This is a genomic window from Pelagicoccus enzymogenes, assembly GCF_014803405.1.
GTDB lineage: Bacteria > Verrucomicrobiota > Verrucomicrobiia > Opitutales > Opitutaceae > Pelagicoccus > Pelagicoccus enzymogenes.
In genome coordinates this window covers 680,421-696,656 of sequence record NZ_JACYFG010000006.1, presented here as the reverse complement: position 1 = coordinate 696,656, position 16,236 = coordinate 680,421, and the positions used below count along the sequence as shown (strand labels likewise).

The 16,236-nt window shown below is 59.1% G+C and carries 9 protein-coding genes; 5 read left to right on the top strand and 4 right to left on the bottom strand.

Annotation, left to right across the window (positions count from 1 at the left end; all coding sequences use genetic code 11):
- Nucleotides 1–221: 221 nt before the first annotated feature.
- From IEN85_RS05285 to IEN85_RS05270, 4 genes are all read right to left on the bottom strand, one after another.
- Nucleotides 222–1,070, bottom strand: coding sequence for an alpha/beta hydrolase (locus tag IEN85_RS05285; protein ID WP_191616021.1), 849 nt, complete (start codon nucleotides 1,068–1,070; stop codon nucleotides 222–224).
- Nucleotides 1,071–1,146: 76 nt separating this feature from the next.
- On the bottom strand, nucleotides 1,147–2,625 hold the full coding sequence (locus IEN85_RS05280; protein WP_191616020.1) for an ankyrin repeat domain-containing protein: 1,479 nt from the start codon (nucleotides 2,623–2,625) through the stop codon (nucleotides 1,147–1,149).
- An 81-nt stretch (nucleotides 2,626–2,706) separates the two neighbouring features.
- Nucleotides 2,707–4,050: a DUF1552 domain-containing protein gene (locus IEN85_RS05275; RefSeq protein ID WP_191616184.1), complete on the bottom strand. Its 1,344-nt coding sequence runs from the start codon at nucleotides 4,048–4,050 to the stop codon at nucleotides 2,707–2,709.
- 30 nt (nucleotides 4,051–4,080) lie between these two features.
- Nucleotides 4,081–6,738 carry a DUF1592 domain-containing protein gene (locus tag IEN85_RS05270; RefSeq protein ID WP_191616019.1) on the bottom strand — a complete coding sequence of 886 codons (2,658 nt, stop codon included), beginning with the start codon at nucleotides 6,736–6,738 and terminating at the stop codon, nucleotides 4,081–4,083.
- A gap of 198 nt (nucleotides 6,739–6,936) precedes the next feature.
- On the opposite strand from IEN85_RS05270, the gene IEN85_RS05265 reads away from it, so the two are divergent.
- From IEN85_RS05265 to IEN85_RS05245, 5 genes are all read left to right on the top strand, one after another.
- Nucleotides 6,937–8,064 (top strand): hypothetical protein, encoded by a 1,128-nt coding sequence (locus IEN85_RS05265; RefSeq protein WP_191616018.1) that lies wholly within the window; start codon nucleotides 6,937–6,939, stop codon nucleotides 8,062–8,064.
- A gap of 76 nt (nucleotides 8,065–8,140) precedes the next feature.
- On the top strand, nucleotides 8,141–9,916 hold the full coding sequence (locus IEN85_RS05260; protein ID WP_191616017.1) for an alpha/beta hydrolase family protein: 1,776 nt from the start codon (nucleotides 8,141–8,143) through the stop codon (nucleotides 9,914–9,916).
- A gap of 151 nt (nucleotides 9,917–10,067) precedes the next feature.
- Complete coding sequence (locus IEN85_RS05255) at nucleotides 10,068–13,277, top strand: VCBS repeat-containing protein (protein WP_191616016.1); 3,210 nt, start codon at nucleotides 10,068–10,070, stop codon at nucleotides 13,275–13,277.
- Nucleotides 13,278–13,284: 7 nt separating this feature from the next.
- Nucleotides 13,285–14,328: a tetratricopeptide repeat protein gene (locus IEN85_RS05250; RefSeq protein WP_191616015.1), complete on the top strand. Its 1,044-nt coding sequence runs from the start codon at nucleotides 13,285–13,287 to the stop codon at nucleotides 14,326–14,328.
- A 159-nt stretch (nucleotides 14,329–14,487) separates the two neighbouring features.
- Nucleotides 14,488–16,194 carry a response regulator gene (locus tag IEN85_RS05245; RefSeq protein ID WP_191616014.1) on the top strand — a complete coding sequence of 569 codons (1,707 nt, stop codon included), beginning with the start codon at nucleotides 14,488–14,490 and terminating at the stop codon, nucleotides 16,192–16,194.
- Nucleotides 16,195–16,236: the final 42 nt, after the last annotated feature.

The window sequence follows — 16,236 nt, the reverse complement described above, 5'->3', positions numbered from 1 at the left end:
GCGAAAGCTGCTTTGTCTTTCATTTTTGAGCGATATTGACCTCAGGCCAAGACTAATATCTGGTTCGAGAGGCTTGGGTTTTGAAACCGAGAACGAACGCGAATCGATGCTAAAAGTGGGAAGCGATTCGCGTGGATTAGCGCTTACTCTTGCCCAGTTTTTTTGAAACGCCAGGGTCTGCTTTCAAGAGTCACTTTATCTGTCGTGAGCTTGAATAGTTCCTACCATCGGCTTCTTAGGAATGTATCGATCTGGTTGATACGTTCCTCGGTGTAGAAGGCGGGGCCGCCGTGGGCGGCTCCGTGGATGACTTGGAAATCGCACTCGAGGCCGAGGGCTTCGTACTTGCCCTTTAGCTCGTGGGATTGGTTGATGGGCATTTGCGGATCTTGGTCGCCGTGCAATAGCAGGCAGGGCGGGTCGTGGGCGTCGACGTGGAAAACGGGGCTGGCGAGCTGGGCGGTGGCGGGATCGTCCTCCGGTTGCGATCCGAGGAAGAGCTCTAGGGCGGGCACGCGGACATTGAGTCCATGCGGGGTGGACTGCTGGAGGATCGTGGTGAGGTTGCTGGCGCCGAAAAGGCTGACGAAGGCTTGGACGTCCGAGCTCTGCTGGAGGTGCTCGCCGACGGTGCCTTCGAGTTCGGGGTGTTGGTTGGTTACGCCGACGAGGGCCGCGAGGTGTCCTCCGGCGGATGAGCCGGCGATGGCGATCTGGCTGGCGTCGTAGGGGAGCTTTTCAGGATTGGCTCGCAGGTAGCGAATGGCCGCCTTGATGTCGTGCACCTGGGCGGGGAACTTGGCTTGGGGCGAGAGACGGTAGTCGATGCTGGCGATGGCCCAACCTTTTTTGAGTAGGGACTTTATGGGTACGCTCTCTCGGCTACCGGCTCTCCAAGCTCCGCCATGAACCCAGACAATAAGGGCGGGGGCGCTAGCGTTGGGAGTTGAGGGGAGATGGAGGTCGAGGTAGAGAGGGGTGTTGTCGACGCGGGCGAACTCGAGTGTGATGGGCTCCGCGGTGAGGATTGGGGCGAGAAAAAGGGAGAGGAAGAGGATAGGGCGTGGCATTATGGGGAGTGGGAGTTGCGGCGTGGCGCGAGCCCTACGATCTAAATGCGGACGAGGTGGAACTCGTCCCTATCAGTTAAGGGGCGTAGTTGACGTGGATGGGGCGGCCGCCTTCGGGGATTTCTACACCGCGGGCGGTCATGACGGCTTTGATGGCGTCGATGGTTGCGAAGTCAGGTTTGAAGTTTCCAGGACGGTAGCCTTCGGCGATGAAGAGCGGCGTCCAGCCGTTTTCATTTTTTGTATTCCAAATCTGGATATCGGCACCTTGTTCGTTGAGGTAGGCGATGACTTGGGGGGCGTTTTTGTAGGCGGCGCCGTGCATGGCGGTGTCGCCGTTAGCGGCTACGGTGTCGAGCGGGGCTCCGAGCGAAACGAGGAACTTGACGGCTTCTAGGCATTCCTCTGGCGTGCCGGCTTCTTCTTCGGGGGCTTGGCTGCCCACGCCGGCTGCCACCATGAGCGAGGTGGTCCCATCTTCGTTGGGGATCGAATAGTCGGCCCCGAGCTCGATGAGCAGCTTCATGTACACGAGGTCTGCGGTGTCTGCGGCGAGGAGGAAGGGTGTGCAGCCGATCATGCTGAAACGGGCGCCGTGGGCTTTGCGGCCGGTGGTAAGTCTCGCATTTACGTCGGCCCCTTTTTCGACGAGAGCGCGGATAAGGGTGACGCTGTCGACGGAGCCGGTAACGAGGGGCGGGGGTTCGCCGTCAACGCCTTCGCCGCGGTCCGGCTTGCGTACGCGAACCATGGTGTGCAGCGGACTGAGGCCGGTGCGCATGTCGTTGGGATCGGCTCCGCGTTCGAGCAAGTCGAGGCAGAGGTCGAAGTGCCCGTTTTCCATGGCGAGGATGAGCGGGCTGGTTTGGTCCTTGGCCAGCTTGCCGCGGGAGTTCTCGACTTGCATGGCTGCGTTGACGTCGGCTCCTTGGTCTAAGAAGAAGTGAACCATGTCGCGATGTCCTTGGCGTACGGCGAAGAAAAGGGGAGTGTATCCGGAGGGCAATGACAGGTTCATGTCGGCTCCTGCTTCCATGAGCAGTCTTGCGACGGCGACATGGCCTTCGTCGGCGGCCCACATGAGAGCGGTCTGGCCCTTGCGCTCTGTGGTTTCGACGGTGGCGCCGGCGTTGAGCAGGGCTTTGACGGATTCGATCTTGCCGACGCGGGCGGCGGTCATGAGCAGGGTTTCGCCGCCGTTGAGCGTGGTGTTGGGATCGGCTCCCAGCTCGAGGAGCTTTTTGAGAATTTGGCTGTTGCCGTTTTGGCAGGCGATGGAAATTGGGGTTATGCCGTATCGCGTTTTTGGGGACGGGTCGGCTCCTGCCTCGAGGAGGGCGAGGGCAGCTTCCGTGTTGTCATGGTAGCAGGCCCAATGGAGGGCAGTCATGCCGTCGACTTGGGAGGCGTCTAGGTTGCTCTCGGAAGTGAGGAGCGAGGTGAGGGTGGCGGTGTCGTTGGCTTCGGCGGCGTCGGGGAGGGATGAAGGATGGGGGATGAGGGATGCGGTGGGAAGGAGCAGGGCGAGGATTAGAGACTTTAGAGGTGAGTGCATGCTGGATCGGGGTTGTTGATCGCGGCGCAAGGCCGCTTCCCACGTTGATGTATCGCGGCACAAGGCCACTTCCCACATGGATTACAGGGTGATGGGTTGGAAGAGTTCGCTTATCATGCCGTCGGAGTCGCCGAAGGACTCGATGGGGACGCCTATTTTGTCGAGCAGGGTGAGGTGGAGGTTGGCGAGCGGGGTGGGCTTGTCGTAGCGGATGTGGCGGTTGCCTTGCATGCCTGCGGCGGCTCCGCCGGCTACGATGGTGGGGAGATTGGTGTGGTCATGGTTGTTGGGGTTGCCCATGCCGCTTCCGTAGAGGATGAGGGAGTTGTCGAGCAGGTTGCTGTCGCCTTCGGGGGTGGCTTTGAGCTTTTCGAGGTATTCGGCGAAGAGGGAGACGTGGAAGGCGTTGATCTTGGCCATGCGGGCGATCTTGTCGGCATTGCCTCCGTGGTGGGAGAGGGGGTGGTGCGGGTCGGAAACTCCGATTTCTGGATACGCTCGGTTGCTGGTTTCGCGGGCGAGCTGGAAGGTGGAGATGCGGGTGATGTCGCCTTGGTAGGCGAGCAGTTGCAGGTCGAACATGAGGCGGGCATGGTCGGCGTAGAGTGCGGGCACTCCGGTGGGGCGGTCGAGATCGGGCAGCGGGTTTTCTTCGGTGTCCGACTCCGCTTTCTGGATACGGCGTTCGACTTCGCGGATAGAGTCGAGGTATTCGGTGACCTTGTCGCGGTCTTGGGCTCCGAGGTCGCGTTTGAGGCGACGGATATCGTCGGCTACAGAGTCGAGCAGGCTGGCTCGCTTTTGCAGGGCGGCGCGGCGTTGTTCGGGAGTGCCGCCTTCGCCGAAGAGATTTTCGAAGACGAGTCGTGGGTGGGCTTCGGCGGGGAGTGGCGTAGTGGGCGAGGACCAGGAGAGGTTGTTTTGGTAGACGCAGGCGTAGCCGTTGTCGCACTGGCCGACGGTCTGCAGCAGGTCCATGGCGAGCTCGAGGGAGGGGAGCTGGGTGGCTTGGCCGATGTGCTTGGCGGCGACTTGGTCGGCGGTGGTGCCGAGGTAGTAGTCGGTGCTTTCGGTGACTTTTGCCCGGGCGGCGGAGAGGAAGGCGGAGTTGGAAGTGGCGTGGGAGCCGGGGTAGGCTGGCTTGAGCTCCATGTTGGTGAGGACGCTGACATGGTCCCTCACGTTGGCGAGCGAATCGAGGATGGGGGAGAGGGTGTCGAGGGTGTTATCGTTGCCGGGGGTCCAGCGGGTGATGTCGCAGCCCATGGGCATGTAGACGTATCCGAGGCGTTTGACGGGCTGGGTGATGGCACGCGTTTTGCCGAATACGCTGGCGGCGGGGACCATGGCGTCGAGCAAGGGCAGGGCGAAGGAGGCTCCGACGCCTTTGAGGAAGGTTCTGCGCGGAATGGATTTCTTGGTGATGAATTTCATTTTGGGTGCTGGGGTCGGTGTTTAGGGATTCTTGGTTACGGGCTTCGCGACCAAGGTCGCTCCTGATTGGCCAACGGTGGATCGCATTTGGAAGGGGGTGCTGTTCACGATGCCGAGGATGAGAGACGAAAATTGGTAGTCGTCTTGAGCGGCGTCGCGCACGATTTGGCGGATAGCGGGGGCGTCGAAGGATTCGACGCCGCGGCCGATGGCGAAGGTTAGCAGCTTTTCGCTCAAAGTGCGGGCAAAAAGGTCGGGCCGCTCCAACAGGCCGCTTTCGAGGTCGGCGATGCCCGAGGCCACTGTTCCGTCGGGCAAGCCGCCGGAAGCGTCGATGGGGATGCCATGTTCGAAGTCTCTCCAGCGGCCGACCGCGTCGTAGTTTTCGAGCACGAAGCCGACGGGGTCCATGATGTCGTGGCAGCTGGCGCACTGGGGGTTGGCCCGGTGCTCGGCGAGGCGTTCGCGCATGGGAAGGCTGAAGTCGACCTTGTTGTCTTCGAGGTCGGGCACGTCGGGTGGCGGAGGGGGAGGCGGGGTGCCGATGATGTTTTCCAACACCCAATTCCCGCGAATGGTGGGGGAGGTGCGGGTGGCGTAGGAGGTTACGGTGAGCACGCTGCCGTGTCGCAGGATGCCGCCGCGGTGGTGTTCGGGATCGAGCGCGACGCGGCGGAAGCGGCTGCCGAAGACGTGGGGAATGTTATAATGCTTGGCGAGGCGTTCGTTTAGGAAAGTGTAGTCGGCTTGCAGCAGGTCGGTGATGGGGCGGTCTTCGCGGAGAACGCTTTCCACGAAGAGTTCGGTTTCCTTGCGAAAGGCCTGGCGGAGGTTGTCGTCGAAATCTGGGTACAGGCGCAGGTCGGGAGTGATGGATTCCAGGTTGCGCAGGTAGAGCCATTGGCTGGCAAAATTGTTTACGAGGCTTTGGGAACGCGGGTCCGCGAGCATGCGGCGTACTTGATTGCCCAATACGTTCGCTTCGCGGAGTCGACCAGCGATGGCGTGGTCGAGCAGCTCGTCGTCGGGGATGGAGCTCCAGAGGAAGAAGGAAATGCGGGAGGCGAGTTCGAGGTCGCTGATGAGGTAGGCGCCGTTTTCGGGCAATGTTTGCGGATCGCGTTCGATGCGGAAGAGGAATTCTGGGCTGACGAGAATGGAGTTGAGGGCCATCTCGATGCCAGCCTCGAAGCCCGCGTCGACGGCGGCTTCGTGGTAGAAGCGCAGAGGCTTCTCAAGGTCCTCGCTGGTGATGGGACGCCGGTAGGCCCGCTTCATGAGGGTGGCGAGGATTTCCTTGGCGGCAGCTTCTTCGTCGTGGGGTCCCGTGGGGGTGCGGGTAAAAATTTTCTTTCGGCTCGGGGTGTTGGCGGCGCCTTGACCTTGGTAGGGACCTGTAATGGAAACTGAATACACCGCTGGCGAGAGGCGCGGGTGGCGGTGGAGGTTGAAGTGGGCTTGGTGGGGCTTGCGCTTGTTCTCCAGCAAGGAGTAGGACTCTTGCACGAAGGTGACGCCGAGATCGCGGGGGCCGGCTTCGATGCGGGCGCGGATCTTGAGGTGTTCGTCGACGAGGGAATGGTCGCGGCGGCCGTCTTCGGGGCGTTGCACGGTGAAGCGTTGCAGCAGCTCGCGGTCGAGCAGGATGTCCATTTGGTGTTGGCCTCTGAGCCCTTCGACGTGTTCGTTGCGGTCTCGGGTGAGGCGTACGGTGATCTCGTATTCGCCGTCTTGGGGGAAGTTGTAAGGGATCAGGGCTCCGCCGCGAGTGCCGAGGGGCAGGCCATCGATGCGTTTCTCTTGCGTGAGGTCGGCGGGCACGCGAAAGACGTCGCCCTGTACGCTGTCGTTGGGGGTGCCGATGGCGAGGCGGGTGACTTTTTGGGCGGCGGTGATGTAGCGGTCGAGCAGGGTGGGAGAGAGGTTGCCGACGGTGATGTTGTCGAATCCATGGCTGGATTCGTCCTTGGGCAGCAGAGCGGCGGCGTCGATTTGCACGCCGAGCAGGTCGCGGATGGCATTCTGGTACTCGGTGCGGTTGAGGCGGCGAAAGGTATCGGTGCGGCCGGGCTGAGGTTGGGCGGCGGCTTGGGCGTCGAGGGCGCCGACGAGATGGCTGAGGACTTCTTGGTATTTCTCCTCGCTGGGTCGTTTGCGGGCGGCGGGCGGCATTTGGCGGGCGTCGAGGCGCCGCACGATGTGCTCGAAGAGTTGCGGGTCGCTGGTGGGGTCGTCGATGCTGAGGCCTTCCAGCACGAGGCCGGCCTCCTGGTCGTCGACGTTGTGGCAGCTGACGCAGTTCTGGGCGATAAAGTCCTTATCCTCCGCGGAGCTGGGGAGCGGCGGCTGGAGACTGTCCAGGGTCTGGGCTACGAAGGACGTGAAGCGCTGGTACTCCGCTTCGCTGGGGCGCTTCAAGGGGGCCTCGCCTTCCTCGTCTTCGGGCGGCATGTCGCGGTCCTCCAGCATCCAGAGGATCTCTTCCCATTTCCCGTAGTGATTCGAGGGGGCTTGCTCGAGCAGTGTTTGCAGGTCGAACTTGCCTTTGCGCTTCTCGGGGTTGTGGCAGTCGATGCAGTATTCTTGAGCAAATCCGTGGAAGGACTCGTCCTGAGATTGGGCGAATGTCGACAGGCTGAGCGCCTGCGAGGCGAAAAGGGGGGCTAAGTAAAGACGCATTTGGGGAGCGTGTCTTGTTTTTGGGGGGGCTTCGACTATTGCATGTTATTAGGCAGTTGCATAGCAGATATTAGGTGAACCGTTCAGAAGGGGCCGGAAAATCGTTTCCAATTGTAGGAAAACGGGATCGGGGAATGAATAGCCTGCTGGCTTGCGGCGTCTCATGCCTTGCCTAGGCTCCTTGTCTTTTGGCTCCCTATGAAATTCCTCAAAGCTGATCCCCAGACGCCCTTCTTCACTGCCGTTCTCATTTTGTGCGGCCTCATTCTGCTTTCCGGTTGCGAGACGGGAGAGTCGGCTTTCAAGCAAGGGGATTTCGCGGAAGCGGCTCGCGTTTCGGCGGACCGGCTTGCTCGTAAGCCGGACAATGAAAAGGCGGCGGCCATTTTCCTGAGGGCGTACCCGCAAGCGCGGGCGGAGTGGTTGGGCCGGGCGCGTCAAGCGGAGGAAAACGCGAGCGACCCCTTTCGCTGGGAACGCGCATTATCGGCTTACGAAGTATTGCAAGGCTTGTCGACTCGAGCGGCTCTGACTCCCTTCGCGGGGCAGAGCGGGATCGAGGTGGTCTACTACCATGCGGAAATCGAATCGGCTCGCGCGAAGGCAGCTGAGAGCCGTATCCAGTTTGCGGATGCGTTGATGGAGGACGACGATCTTTACAGGGCTAGGGAGGCTTACGATCACTATTTGGTCGCCATGCGATTCGCGGGCGAGCGGGACGATATCGTACAGAAGGCGGAAGATGCTCGTCGGGCGGGAACGCTGTTGGTGGGGATCGACCCGGTGCGCGCTCAGGGGCATAGCTTGAACCCCGGCAGCATGATGGCGGCTTTGGTCCATGAGCTCGAGGCTCACGGCCCGCATGGATTTGTCGCTTTCGTGCCCAGCAGCGAATTGGGGGAAACGAAGGCTCACCAGTACCTGGAGCTGAGCATCGGAGAGTTGGTGGCTAACCGCCATGAGGCGGAGATTGGGCAAACGGCGTTTCAGCGTGTATTGAACGCGTCGGTACAGGATGCGGAACCTGTTGAGGTCAAGGCCAAGGTATTCCGTCGGGAAAAGCGCATCGAGCTAGCCTGTCCGGCCCGGGTGCGCGTTTTCGAAGGCGCGGCTTGGGAGGTGGCGCTCAATCGCGAGCTACCGGGAAAGAGCTCTTGGGCGGTCCAGTGGGATGTGTTGCAGGGGGATCGCCGGGCGGTGACCGGTCAGGAATTGCAGTTGAGCGAGCCGCCGGACCCGGAGCACGCGGAGTTGATGCAGCAATTGGCGGAAGCTCTGGCGGTTCAGGCGCGAGATGCCTTGGCAAGCTACTATCGGGCAGGTTGACGGGGCTTTTCGACGAAATCCGGATTCTTGGGAAAGGGGTAACATGGGGGTAACATGCTGCTGCTAGTGTGGCAGCATGAAAACGAAACCTACTTTCCTCTTTAAACTGGGTGTTCTCTTCTCGGCATTGAGCCTCGCGGCGCTTGCCATAGCGTCTCCGCCGCTTGGCCTGTGGAAGGGAGAGATCAAGATCCCGGGCAGTTCCCTTGCGATCCTTGTGACCCTCGATAGGAGCGAGGATGGAATTTGGTCGGGCAAGATCGATATTCCAGCCCAAGGTTTGCGTGGGTTTGCTCTTGCCAATGTAGAGGTCGGTGAGTTCGCGGTGGGTTTCGCCATGGAGGGAGTTCCGGGGGAGCCGAGCTTCAGGGGCGTTTACGAGGTGGAGCAAAACCGGATCAGCGGCGACTTCACGCAAGGCGGCCAGACGTTGAAGTTCGAGTTGAAGTTCGCCGATGAAGCGGTAGCGGCTGAGCCTGTGCCCAAAAAAGGGATACCTGGGGAGGGTGTTGCGGGAGAGTGGTTCGGAGAGCTTGCGGTAGGGCCCTCGTCTTTGCGGCTCGCTTTGCATGTTGAGGAAAGCGATGAGGGATCTCTTTCCGGCACGATGGACAGTTTAGACCAAGGAGTGAACGGGCTGGAGATGGACGATCTTTTGCTCGAAGCGGGTAGGTTCTCTTATCAAATTTCCCGCATTGGCGGATCTTTCAAGGGGGACTTGAGCGAAGACGGCAGCGAGTTGCGGGGCGATTGGACGCAGGGCGGCCGCAGTTTTCCTTTGACCTTTCTTCGCCTCGCCGAGCCGGTTGCCCAGAATCGTCCGCAGGAACCGCGGGGACCGTTCCCTTACGAGGAGCGTGAGGTGACGTTTCGAAATGAGGCGGAAGGCCTCGAATTTGCGGGAACGTTCTTGGTGCCGCCAGGAGAGGGGCCCTTTCCAACGGTTCTTTTCTTGAGCGGGTCGGGGCCGCAGGATCGAGACGAGAGCCTGATGGGGCACAAGCCGTTTGCGGTCATCGCGGATGCTCTGGGCCGCAGGGGAATTGCGTCTCTGAGGTACGACGATCGGGGCGTCGGGGGTTCCCAAGGGAAGCTGATGGAAAGCGAAGTGGGGCAATTTGCGGGAGATGCGTTGGCAGGCGTCCGTTTCCTTGAGCAGCAGGAGGAGGTCGACCTCGATGCCCTAGGCTTGATCGGCCACAGCGAAGGCGGATTGGTGGGGCCGATGGCGGCGACTCAGGACGAGCAAGTGGACTTTCTCGTCCTGCTCGCGCCCCCTGGAGTCGCCTTGGACAAGCTATTGCTGCGGCAGGCGAGCGATGGGTTAAGGCTCAAGGGAGTCGACGAAACGTTGATCCAGCGAATCGAGTTGGATTCGGCGGGCGACTTGGAACTGATCAAGGATAGAAGCCTCTCGCGTGGCGAGCTGGTGGCACGCTTACGGGAGCGGAGCGCCCGCATTCGCGCTCAATATGATGAAGGCGTTTTGGAAGCTTTGGGGTTTACTGATGCAGTCTTCGAAAGTTCCCTGAAATCCGTATCCACTAAATGGTTTCGTTCCCTCATGAATGCCGATCCAAGCGACTACCTGGATCGAATAAGCCAACCGACGCTGGCTCTCTTTGGAGAGCGGGACGTGCAGGTGGCGGCGGATGTGAATGCGGAAGCATTGAGGGCGAGTTTGCGGAGAGCTGGGAACGGGCGTTCGCTGGTGAAGGTACAGCCGCGGCTGAATCATCTTTTCCAGAACTGCGACACGGGAAGCATCGAGGAGTACGGTCGTATCGAGGAGACCTTCGATCCCGCTACTTTGCAATTGATCGGCGACTGGATTTTGCGGCAGAGAGGCTAGGCGGAAAGGGCTTGCCCACGAGGTACGGGCGAGGGAGAAGAGGTGGACAGATATGATTCGCCTCGCCCCAGCCGTATTTGTTGCAGTTGTCTCCCTGTGTTGCGGGGATTTGGCATGGGGGGAGTCATCGGGTATTTTGTCGAGCAGGCCCTTGAGCGCTCCACTTGAAGACGGCTACGAGGGCGCGCTTTTCGAAAAGATAGAGCCAAGGCGCTCGGGTTTGACTGCTGTCAATCGGTACAGCCATCCGGAAGCCTGGGGGAAGTATTGGCATCAGTACTACAATGGCAGTATCGGTACGGGGGTGGTTCTCGGCGACGTAAACGGGGATGGGCTTCCCGATGTATATCTCGTCAGCAAGGATTCGCCGAACGCTCTGTATTTAAACCTTGGAGACTTCCGATTCGAGGACGCGACGGAGTCAGCAGGGGTCGCGGGGAAGGAGGGATTCGCCTCAGGTGCTAGCTTTGTCGATATCGACAATGATGGCGACTTGGATTTGTACGTTTGCTACATCGGATTCGAGAACGAGCTCTACCTGAATGACGGGGCGGGCGTTTTCGTAGAGCAAGGAGCAAGGTGGGGATTGAACCTGAGCACAGGTTCGAACGCCCCCTCTTTTGCGGACATGGATCGAGATGGAGATCTCGATCTGTATTTGCAATGCAACTTCCTGCAGAAAGCGAGCAAGCCCGAAGGAATGCCCGATTTGCTTTTGGAGAACATGGGAGATCGCTTCGAGGATGTTACGGAACGATCAGGCATTTCGGGGCGAGGTCAGGGGCACGCAGCAATTTGGTGGGACTACAACGAAGATGGGTGGCCTGATGTCTACGTGGCGAACGACTTTGCTCCAACAGATCGTTTGTATCGAAACAACAAGGACAATACTTTCACGGATGTTATTCAGGATGCCTTGGTGAGCGCTCCCTATTTCGGCATGGGGGCGGATCTGGGCGATATCAACAACGATGGGCATCTCGACTTTTTGGTTGCAGACATGGCGACACCCGATCACGTAAAGCACCACGTTTCGGTTGGAACCCAAGGCTCCTACTTGCTGAGCGTATCCAAATCGAAGATCAGCCAGTTCATGTACAACATGCTCTCGCTGAAGATTGGGCCCGAACAGTTCGCGGAAGTGGGGCATCTGACGGGATTGGAAGCGACGGGCTGGACATGGGCGGTCCGCTTAGTCGACATGGATAACGATGGCTGGCTCGACGCCTTCTTCACTAACGGAATGGTGCGCGAGTTTCACAACAGCGATTTGGCTGCTCGGATGGGACAGGCTCGCAGCGTGATGCATCGAATCAAGGGATACGAGAACAGTCCGCCTTTGAAGGAAAGGAACATGGCTTTTCGCAATTCCGGAAAGCTCTCCTTCGAGGAGACGAGCGGGCAATGGGGCTTGGACGAATGGGGCGTCAGCTTCGCCGCTAGCTTTGCGGACTTTGATACGGATGGCGACCTGGATTTGATCCTCAACAACCTCGATGGTCCGCCCACTCTCTATCGCAATCGAAGCGTAAGCGGTGAGCGAGTGACGATTCGCCTAGAAGGTGTGGAAAGTAACCGATTTGGATATGGGGCGAAGCTGACGGCAAAGGCAGGCGATCAGCTGCAGTCTCGAGAGTTGAGCGCCCTGCGAGGATACATGTCCCAAGATGAACCTCATCTGCATTTTTCCTTTCTCGAAGCCAGCGCTATCGATGAATTGCGTATTGATTGGCCGAGCGGGAAAACGCAGGTCTTGCGAGATATGGAGCTCGGTCGTCATTACCATATCAGAGAAATGGATACTAAAGAGGAGAGTCGTTTGGCGGACGAGTCGACCTTGTTTGAAATGGTTGATCTCGATTTGGACGAGGAGTCGCTGAGCGAGGAAGAGTTTTACGATGCCTTTGCGCAGCAGCCCTTGTTGCCCTTCGACGAAACTTGGAGTGGTCCCCAGTTGAGGGTCGGAGATATCGACGGAGACGGTTGGGAAGACGTGACGCTCGGCGGGGCGACTGGACAGGAAACGCGGGTATTCCGTAATCGGGGCAACGGCAGGCTTTCTTTGGTCGAGTCGGATGTCTTTTACGACGATTACGACGCGGAGGACACGGGGCTCCTCCTTTTCGACTACGAAGGGGACGGGGACTTGGATATTCTAGCCCTGGCGGGCAGCATGGAGCTGGACGAAGGGAGCGAATTCTACCGTGATCGGATCTATTTAAACAGCGGAGACCTTGAATTCGTACGCATGCCGCAAGAGTCCTTTTCGACTCCGGCTCTTGCCTCCACGGCTTCCTGTTTGATTGACGTGGATGGGGACGGACGAAAGGATTTGCTCATAGGAGGCGGGACCTTGAAAGATCGGTATCCGTTTTCTAGTGACAATCAAGTTTGGTTGAGGTCGGAGCAAGGGTATCGCCCGGATACAGATTCCGGTTTTGCCAAACAGTTCGTGCTGTCCGGTCGTACTTCAGATCTGCTTGCGGTCGATATCGATGGAGACGGAGACGAGGATTTGCTACAGGTCCGAGAGTGGGGAAGTCCGATTTTGTGGATAATGGAAGAAGGCCGGTTGCTCCGAAGTGAAGGCGCGATCGAGGAAGCCGCCTTGCAAGGCGTTTGGACTTCGGTAGCTGCAGGTGATTTTGACGGGGATGGCCGACTTGACTTTGTATTGGGCAACTTGGGAGCGAACTCGAAGTTTAATCCGCGCCAAGATGCCCCGGATGTGATGTTTTCTCGGATACAAGGGGGATCAGGCGCTCAGCTCTTGAGTTACACCTGGGAAGGAAAGCTCGTTCCTCGAGAGACGAGAAACATCGCGTCCAAGCTTTTTTCCGAAGAGATAATGAGCGCTTCGCGCAGCTTCGAGGAGTACGCGAGGTCGCCGGTGGAGTCGCTCTTTCCCGATTTGGACGCAGCGTTTCGCAAAGATGAAATGACGCAGAGCCGTAGCATGGTTTTTTATCAAGGCCTCGACGGGCGATTCACAGCCAAGCCCCTGCCGGGCATGGCTCAGGTAGGGAAGGTGACCGACATAGTGGCTGCGGACATCGATGGAGATGGTGTCGACGACGTTATCTTGACGCAAGAGCCCTTGCCCCCGCTGCCTTGGGCTGGCCGTCGCTTGAAGGGAAACCTTTGTTTGCTTTTGGGGAAGGCAGAGAGGGAGTTCACAAGCGTGCTTCCTTGGCGATCGGGCTTGCAAGTGGACGGATATCCGAAGCATTTGGCCTTTGCCGACTTGGACAAAGATGGGCTTAGGGAACTCCTCGTCGCGATGAACGAGGGGCCATTGCTGGTGTTTGAGATGAACGAAAACGCGGCTCCAGCCTTGCGGGCAACCGCAAGCCACGAATGATCGAAGAGTGAATACCCCATTCCCCAAAGTTATCTTCCTGCTGTGCGTTGGCCTTTTCGGTCTGACGAGCAGGCCCGGAATCGCTTCGGCTCAAGATCAAGCAAGCGTGCAAGCCCATTTGCAAAGGGAATTGCAAGCGCTTGAAGCGGAAGGGCCGGAGCTCGCTCGCCTGCGGTCTATCGCTCGGCTTTACGAGTCCTTGGGGGAGTTTTCGAACGCTTCCTCGTTCGCGGAACAGGTGTGTTCTCATGAAGGTTCGGACGCGGAAGATATAGCGAACCTAGCTCGCATCTACGTCAAAGATGCAAAAGGGGAGACTGCTCTCGATTTGCTGAAGAACGCAGGCCAGCGTTTTCCGGATTCCGCCACCTTGCTCTATGCTCAAGGAATGGTCTACCTGGCGATGGACAAGGCGCCGGCAGCGACTTATTCCCTGCAGCGGGCCGCTAAGCTGGATCCCGATGATCCAAGAATCAACTACAAGCTTGCTGAACTCTTTTTTCGTCGAGGTAACTTGGAGCGGGCGGAAACGTTGTTGGAGCCGATCGTGGAGAGCGAGGCGGCATTCGATGATGCGGTGCTCTTGTATGGGCAGGTGCTGTTCGCGAGCGAGCGGGAACGGCAAGGCTTGCGAGTGATTGAGCGTTACCTAAAAAAGCATTCGGAGAGCGACAAGGCTCGCGGTGCATTGGTGGCGTTATTGCTGAAACAGGCGATGACGGAGGCGGAAGCCGGGCGCATCAGCCGAGCAGTGGGCCTGCTGGAAGACGCGGACGAGGTGGTACCGGCCGAACCGAAAATCCTGATGGGGCTGGCCTTGCTTGAGAACGAGCAGGGGAACGCTACGGCGTCGATCGCCTACTGTAAGGAAATCATCGATACGAGCCCTCGGGACTTGGAAGCCTACGCGTTTTTAGGTCGCTTGCAAAGAGTGGAAGGCCTAGCGGAGGAAGCGGAAGAGACATTCAAGGCAGGTTTGGCTCTAGCGGAGGAGTTGGGGGAGACGCAGCACGTCGCAAATTTCAATCGATTGTTAAATCCTTTCGAGTGAGGCGGCCTTGCCCGCATGCTTCGCTTATAGGAGCTAATGTGGATCAGCGCGACAGCTTATTATTGCTGCCCTAGAGTCAAGGCGAGGCGCTGCGGTGACGATGACAACCTAGGGACACCCTGAGTACTTCTCAGAGCGTTCCCTATTGTTGTTTGAATCATGGCAAACGTACTTCTAGTAGACCCCGACGAAGTGGCTCGCATGGCCATGGGCGGAATCGTATCGCGCAGCGGCAATCGTCTCGCAGCGGTCGAATCCGTGGCGGAGGCGTGGAAGTTCATTCGTGGCAACCTGAAGGTGGATATCATCTTCCTCGAGCTCAAGTTAAAGGGAGAGAACGGCTTAACCCTTGTTCAGGATCTCAAGGCTGACAGCTTGCTGCGCAAGATTCCGCTGGTAGTCTACACCGCCCATCCGGAGCGCGACAGCGTGAAGCAGGTGTTGGAGCTGCGCGTGCAAAACTTTTTGGTGAAGCCTTACCGAGAGGAGCTCGTTTATGCCGAAATCTCCAAGGCGCGTTCGGAGCCTTGGCTGGAACGCTATTTCGAGGCCGGCAATCCCGAGTGGGAGCCTGAACGCTTGAATGCGATGCTGGAGAAGCTTTGCAGCGCCTTGCGGGAGGGGCACAATTCGATCGCGAAGCGCAAAGCGGTAGAAGGGCAGCCGCAGAAGCCGCTCGTGGATTGGTTGAAGCGCCTCTCGCTGGTCGCCGACAAGACTGGAGCCGAAGGCGTGGTCTACTGCTTGGACGAGCTCGCCCTAAAAGCCTCAGCGGGCAAGTGGCCGACTGGCGACGAAAGCAATGACCCGCTCGATTTGGCTTCCCGGCTGATCGAAGCCTACTTGAAGCCGGACACGGTGCCGGAGGGCTTTTTGTCGGAAGAGGAAATCAAGTCGGAGGCGGAAGCGCGGGAGCGGCGACACTGGAGCGATGCGCTCGAGGAAGAACGCTGCCCGGTGGTGGGCATGGACCAGTTGAAGCGCGAATTCGACAAGATCACTTCCTGCCCGATCGCAGAGTCGATTTCCGCGGCCTATCAGATGTCGGCCACAGGTAGGCCGACGTCTCTGGCCCCCTTGCTGGACTTGGTGCACCGCGACCCCGGCTTGACCGCGGAAATTCTGGTGGCGGCCAATCGCCTCAAGAAGGACAAGGAAGACAAGGCTTCCGATATCGAGGAAACGCGCATGGGGGTAGGCTTGCTGGGAGAGATGCGCCTGGCGAGTATCGGACTGAATTTCGAGAATGTGGCGGAGCGCTACTTTGATTGGGGGCCTCAATTGAATTGGCCGGCCTTCCGCATGTTTCAGCTCGCGACAGGACGTTTAGCGGAGTTTGTCTGCAACTATTTGGAGATGCCGAACTTAGCCCCCATAGCCTACACGGCGGGCTTGATGCAGGATCTCGGCAAGATACTGCTCACGCGCTTGCACCCGTTCGCCCTGCCGGCGATCCACGCCCATGCCAAGCGGGAGCGGATCTCCCTCGCGGCCGCGGAACGAACTTTCCTCGATTGCACGACTCACGAGATCGCGGCTGCCTACGCGGAAAAACAAGGTCTGCCGGCGCGTTTCCAATCGGTGTTTCGCTGGATCAACAACCCCGAAGCGGCGAGTCGGGACGAAGAGCTGGTAGCGGCTGTTTCGCTCGCCCGCGACCTTTGTCGCTACAATCACGTGGGGTACAACGGAGATACGATTTTCGACGAGCCGGAGTCGCTGGCGGCGTCTCCCGAATGGCGCGTCTTGAGCAAGCGGGTTTACCTGAACTTCGACATGAAGAAGTTCGAGCGCTTGGCTCATGGGGAGTGCCTCGCGCTCAAGCGCGAGCTCGTGGGCAAGATGCCCAAACGGAGCGTGGCTTAGGGCGTGTTCGCTTTGCGTTGGACCTGAGGCGGCGTGCTTGCC

What these genes read in the sequence shown, in the direction of transcription:
- IEN85_RS05285 (WP_191616021.1), bottom strand. Translation starts at nt 1,070, where the DNA reads ATGCCACGCCCTATCCTCTTCCTCTCCCTTTTTCTCGCCCCAATCCTC.
- IEN85_RS05280 (WP_191616020.1), bottom strand. Translation starts at nt 2,625, where the DNA reads ATGCACTCACCTCTAAAGTCTCTAATCCTCGCCCTGCTCCTTCCCACC.
- IEN85_RS05270 (WP_191616019.1), bottom strand. Translation starts at nt 6,738, where the DNA reads ATGCGTCTTTACTTAGCCCCCCTTTTCGCCTCGCAGGCGCTCAGCCTG.
- IEN85_RS05265 (WP_191616018.1), top strand. Translation starts at nt 6,937, where the DNA reads ATGAAATTCCTCAAAGCTGATCCCCAGACGCCCTTCTTCACTGCCGTT.
- IEN85_RS05260 (WP_191616017.1), top strand. Translation starts at nt 8,141, where the DNA reads ATGAAAACGAAACCTACTTTCCTCTTTAAACTGGGTGTTCTCTTCTCG.
- IEN85_RS05245 (WP_191616014.1), top strand. Translation starts at nt 14,488, where the DNA reads ATGGCAAACGTACTTCTAGTAGACCCCGACGAAGTGGCTCGCATGGCC.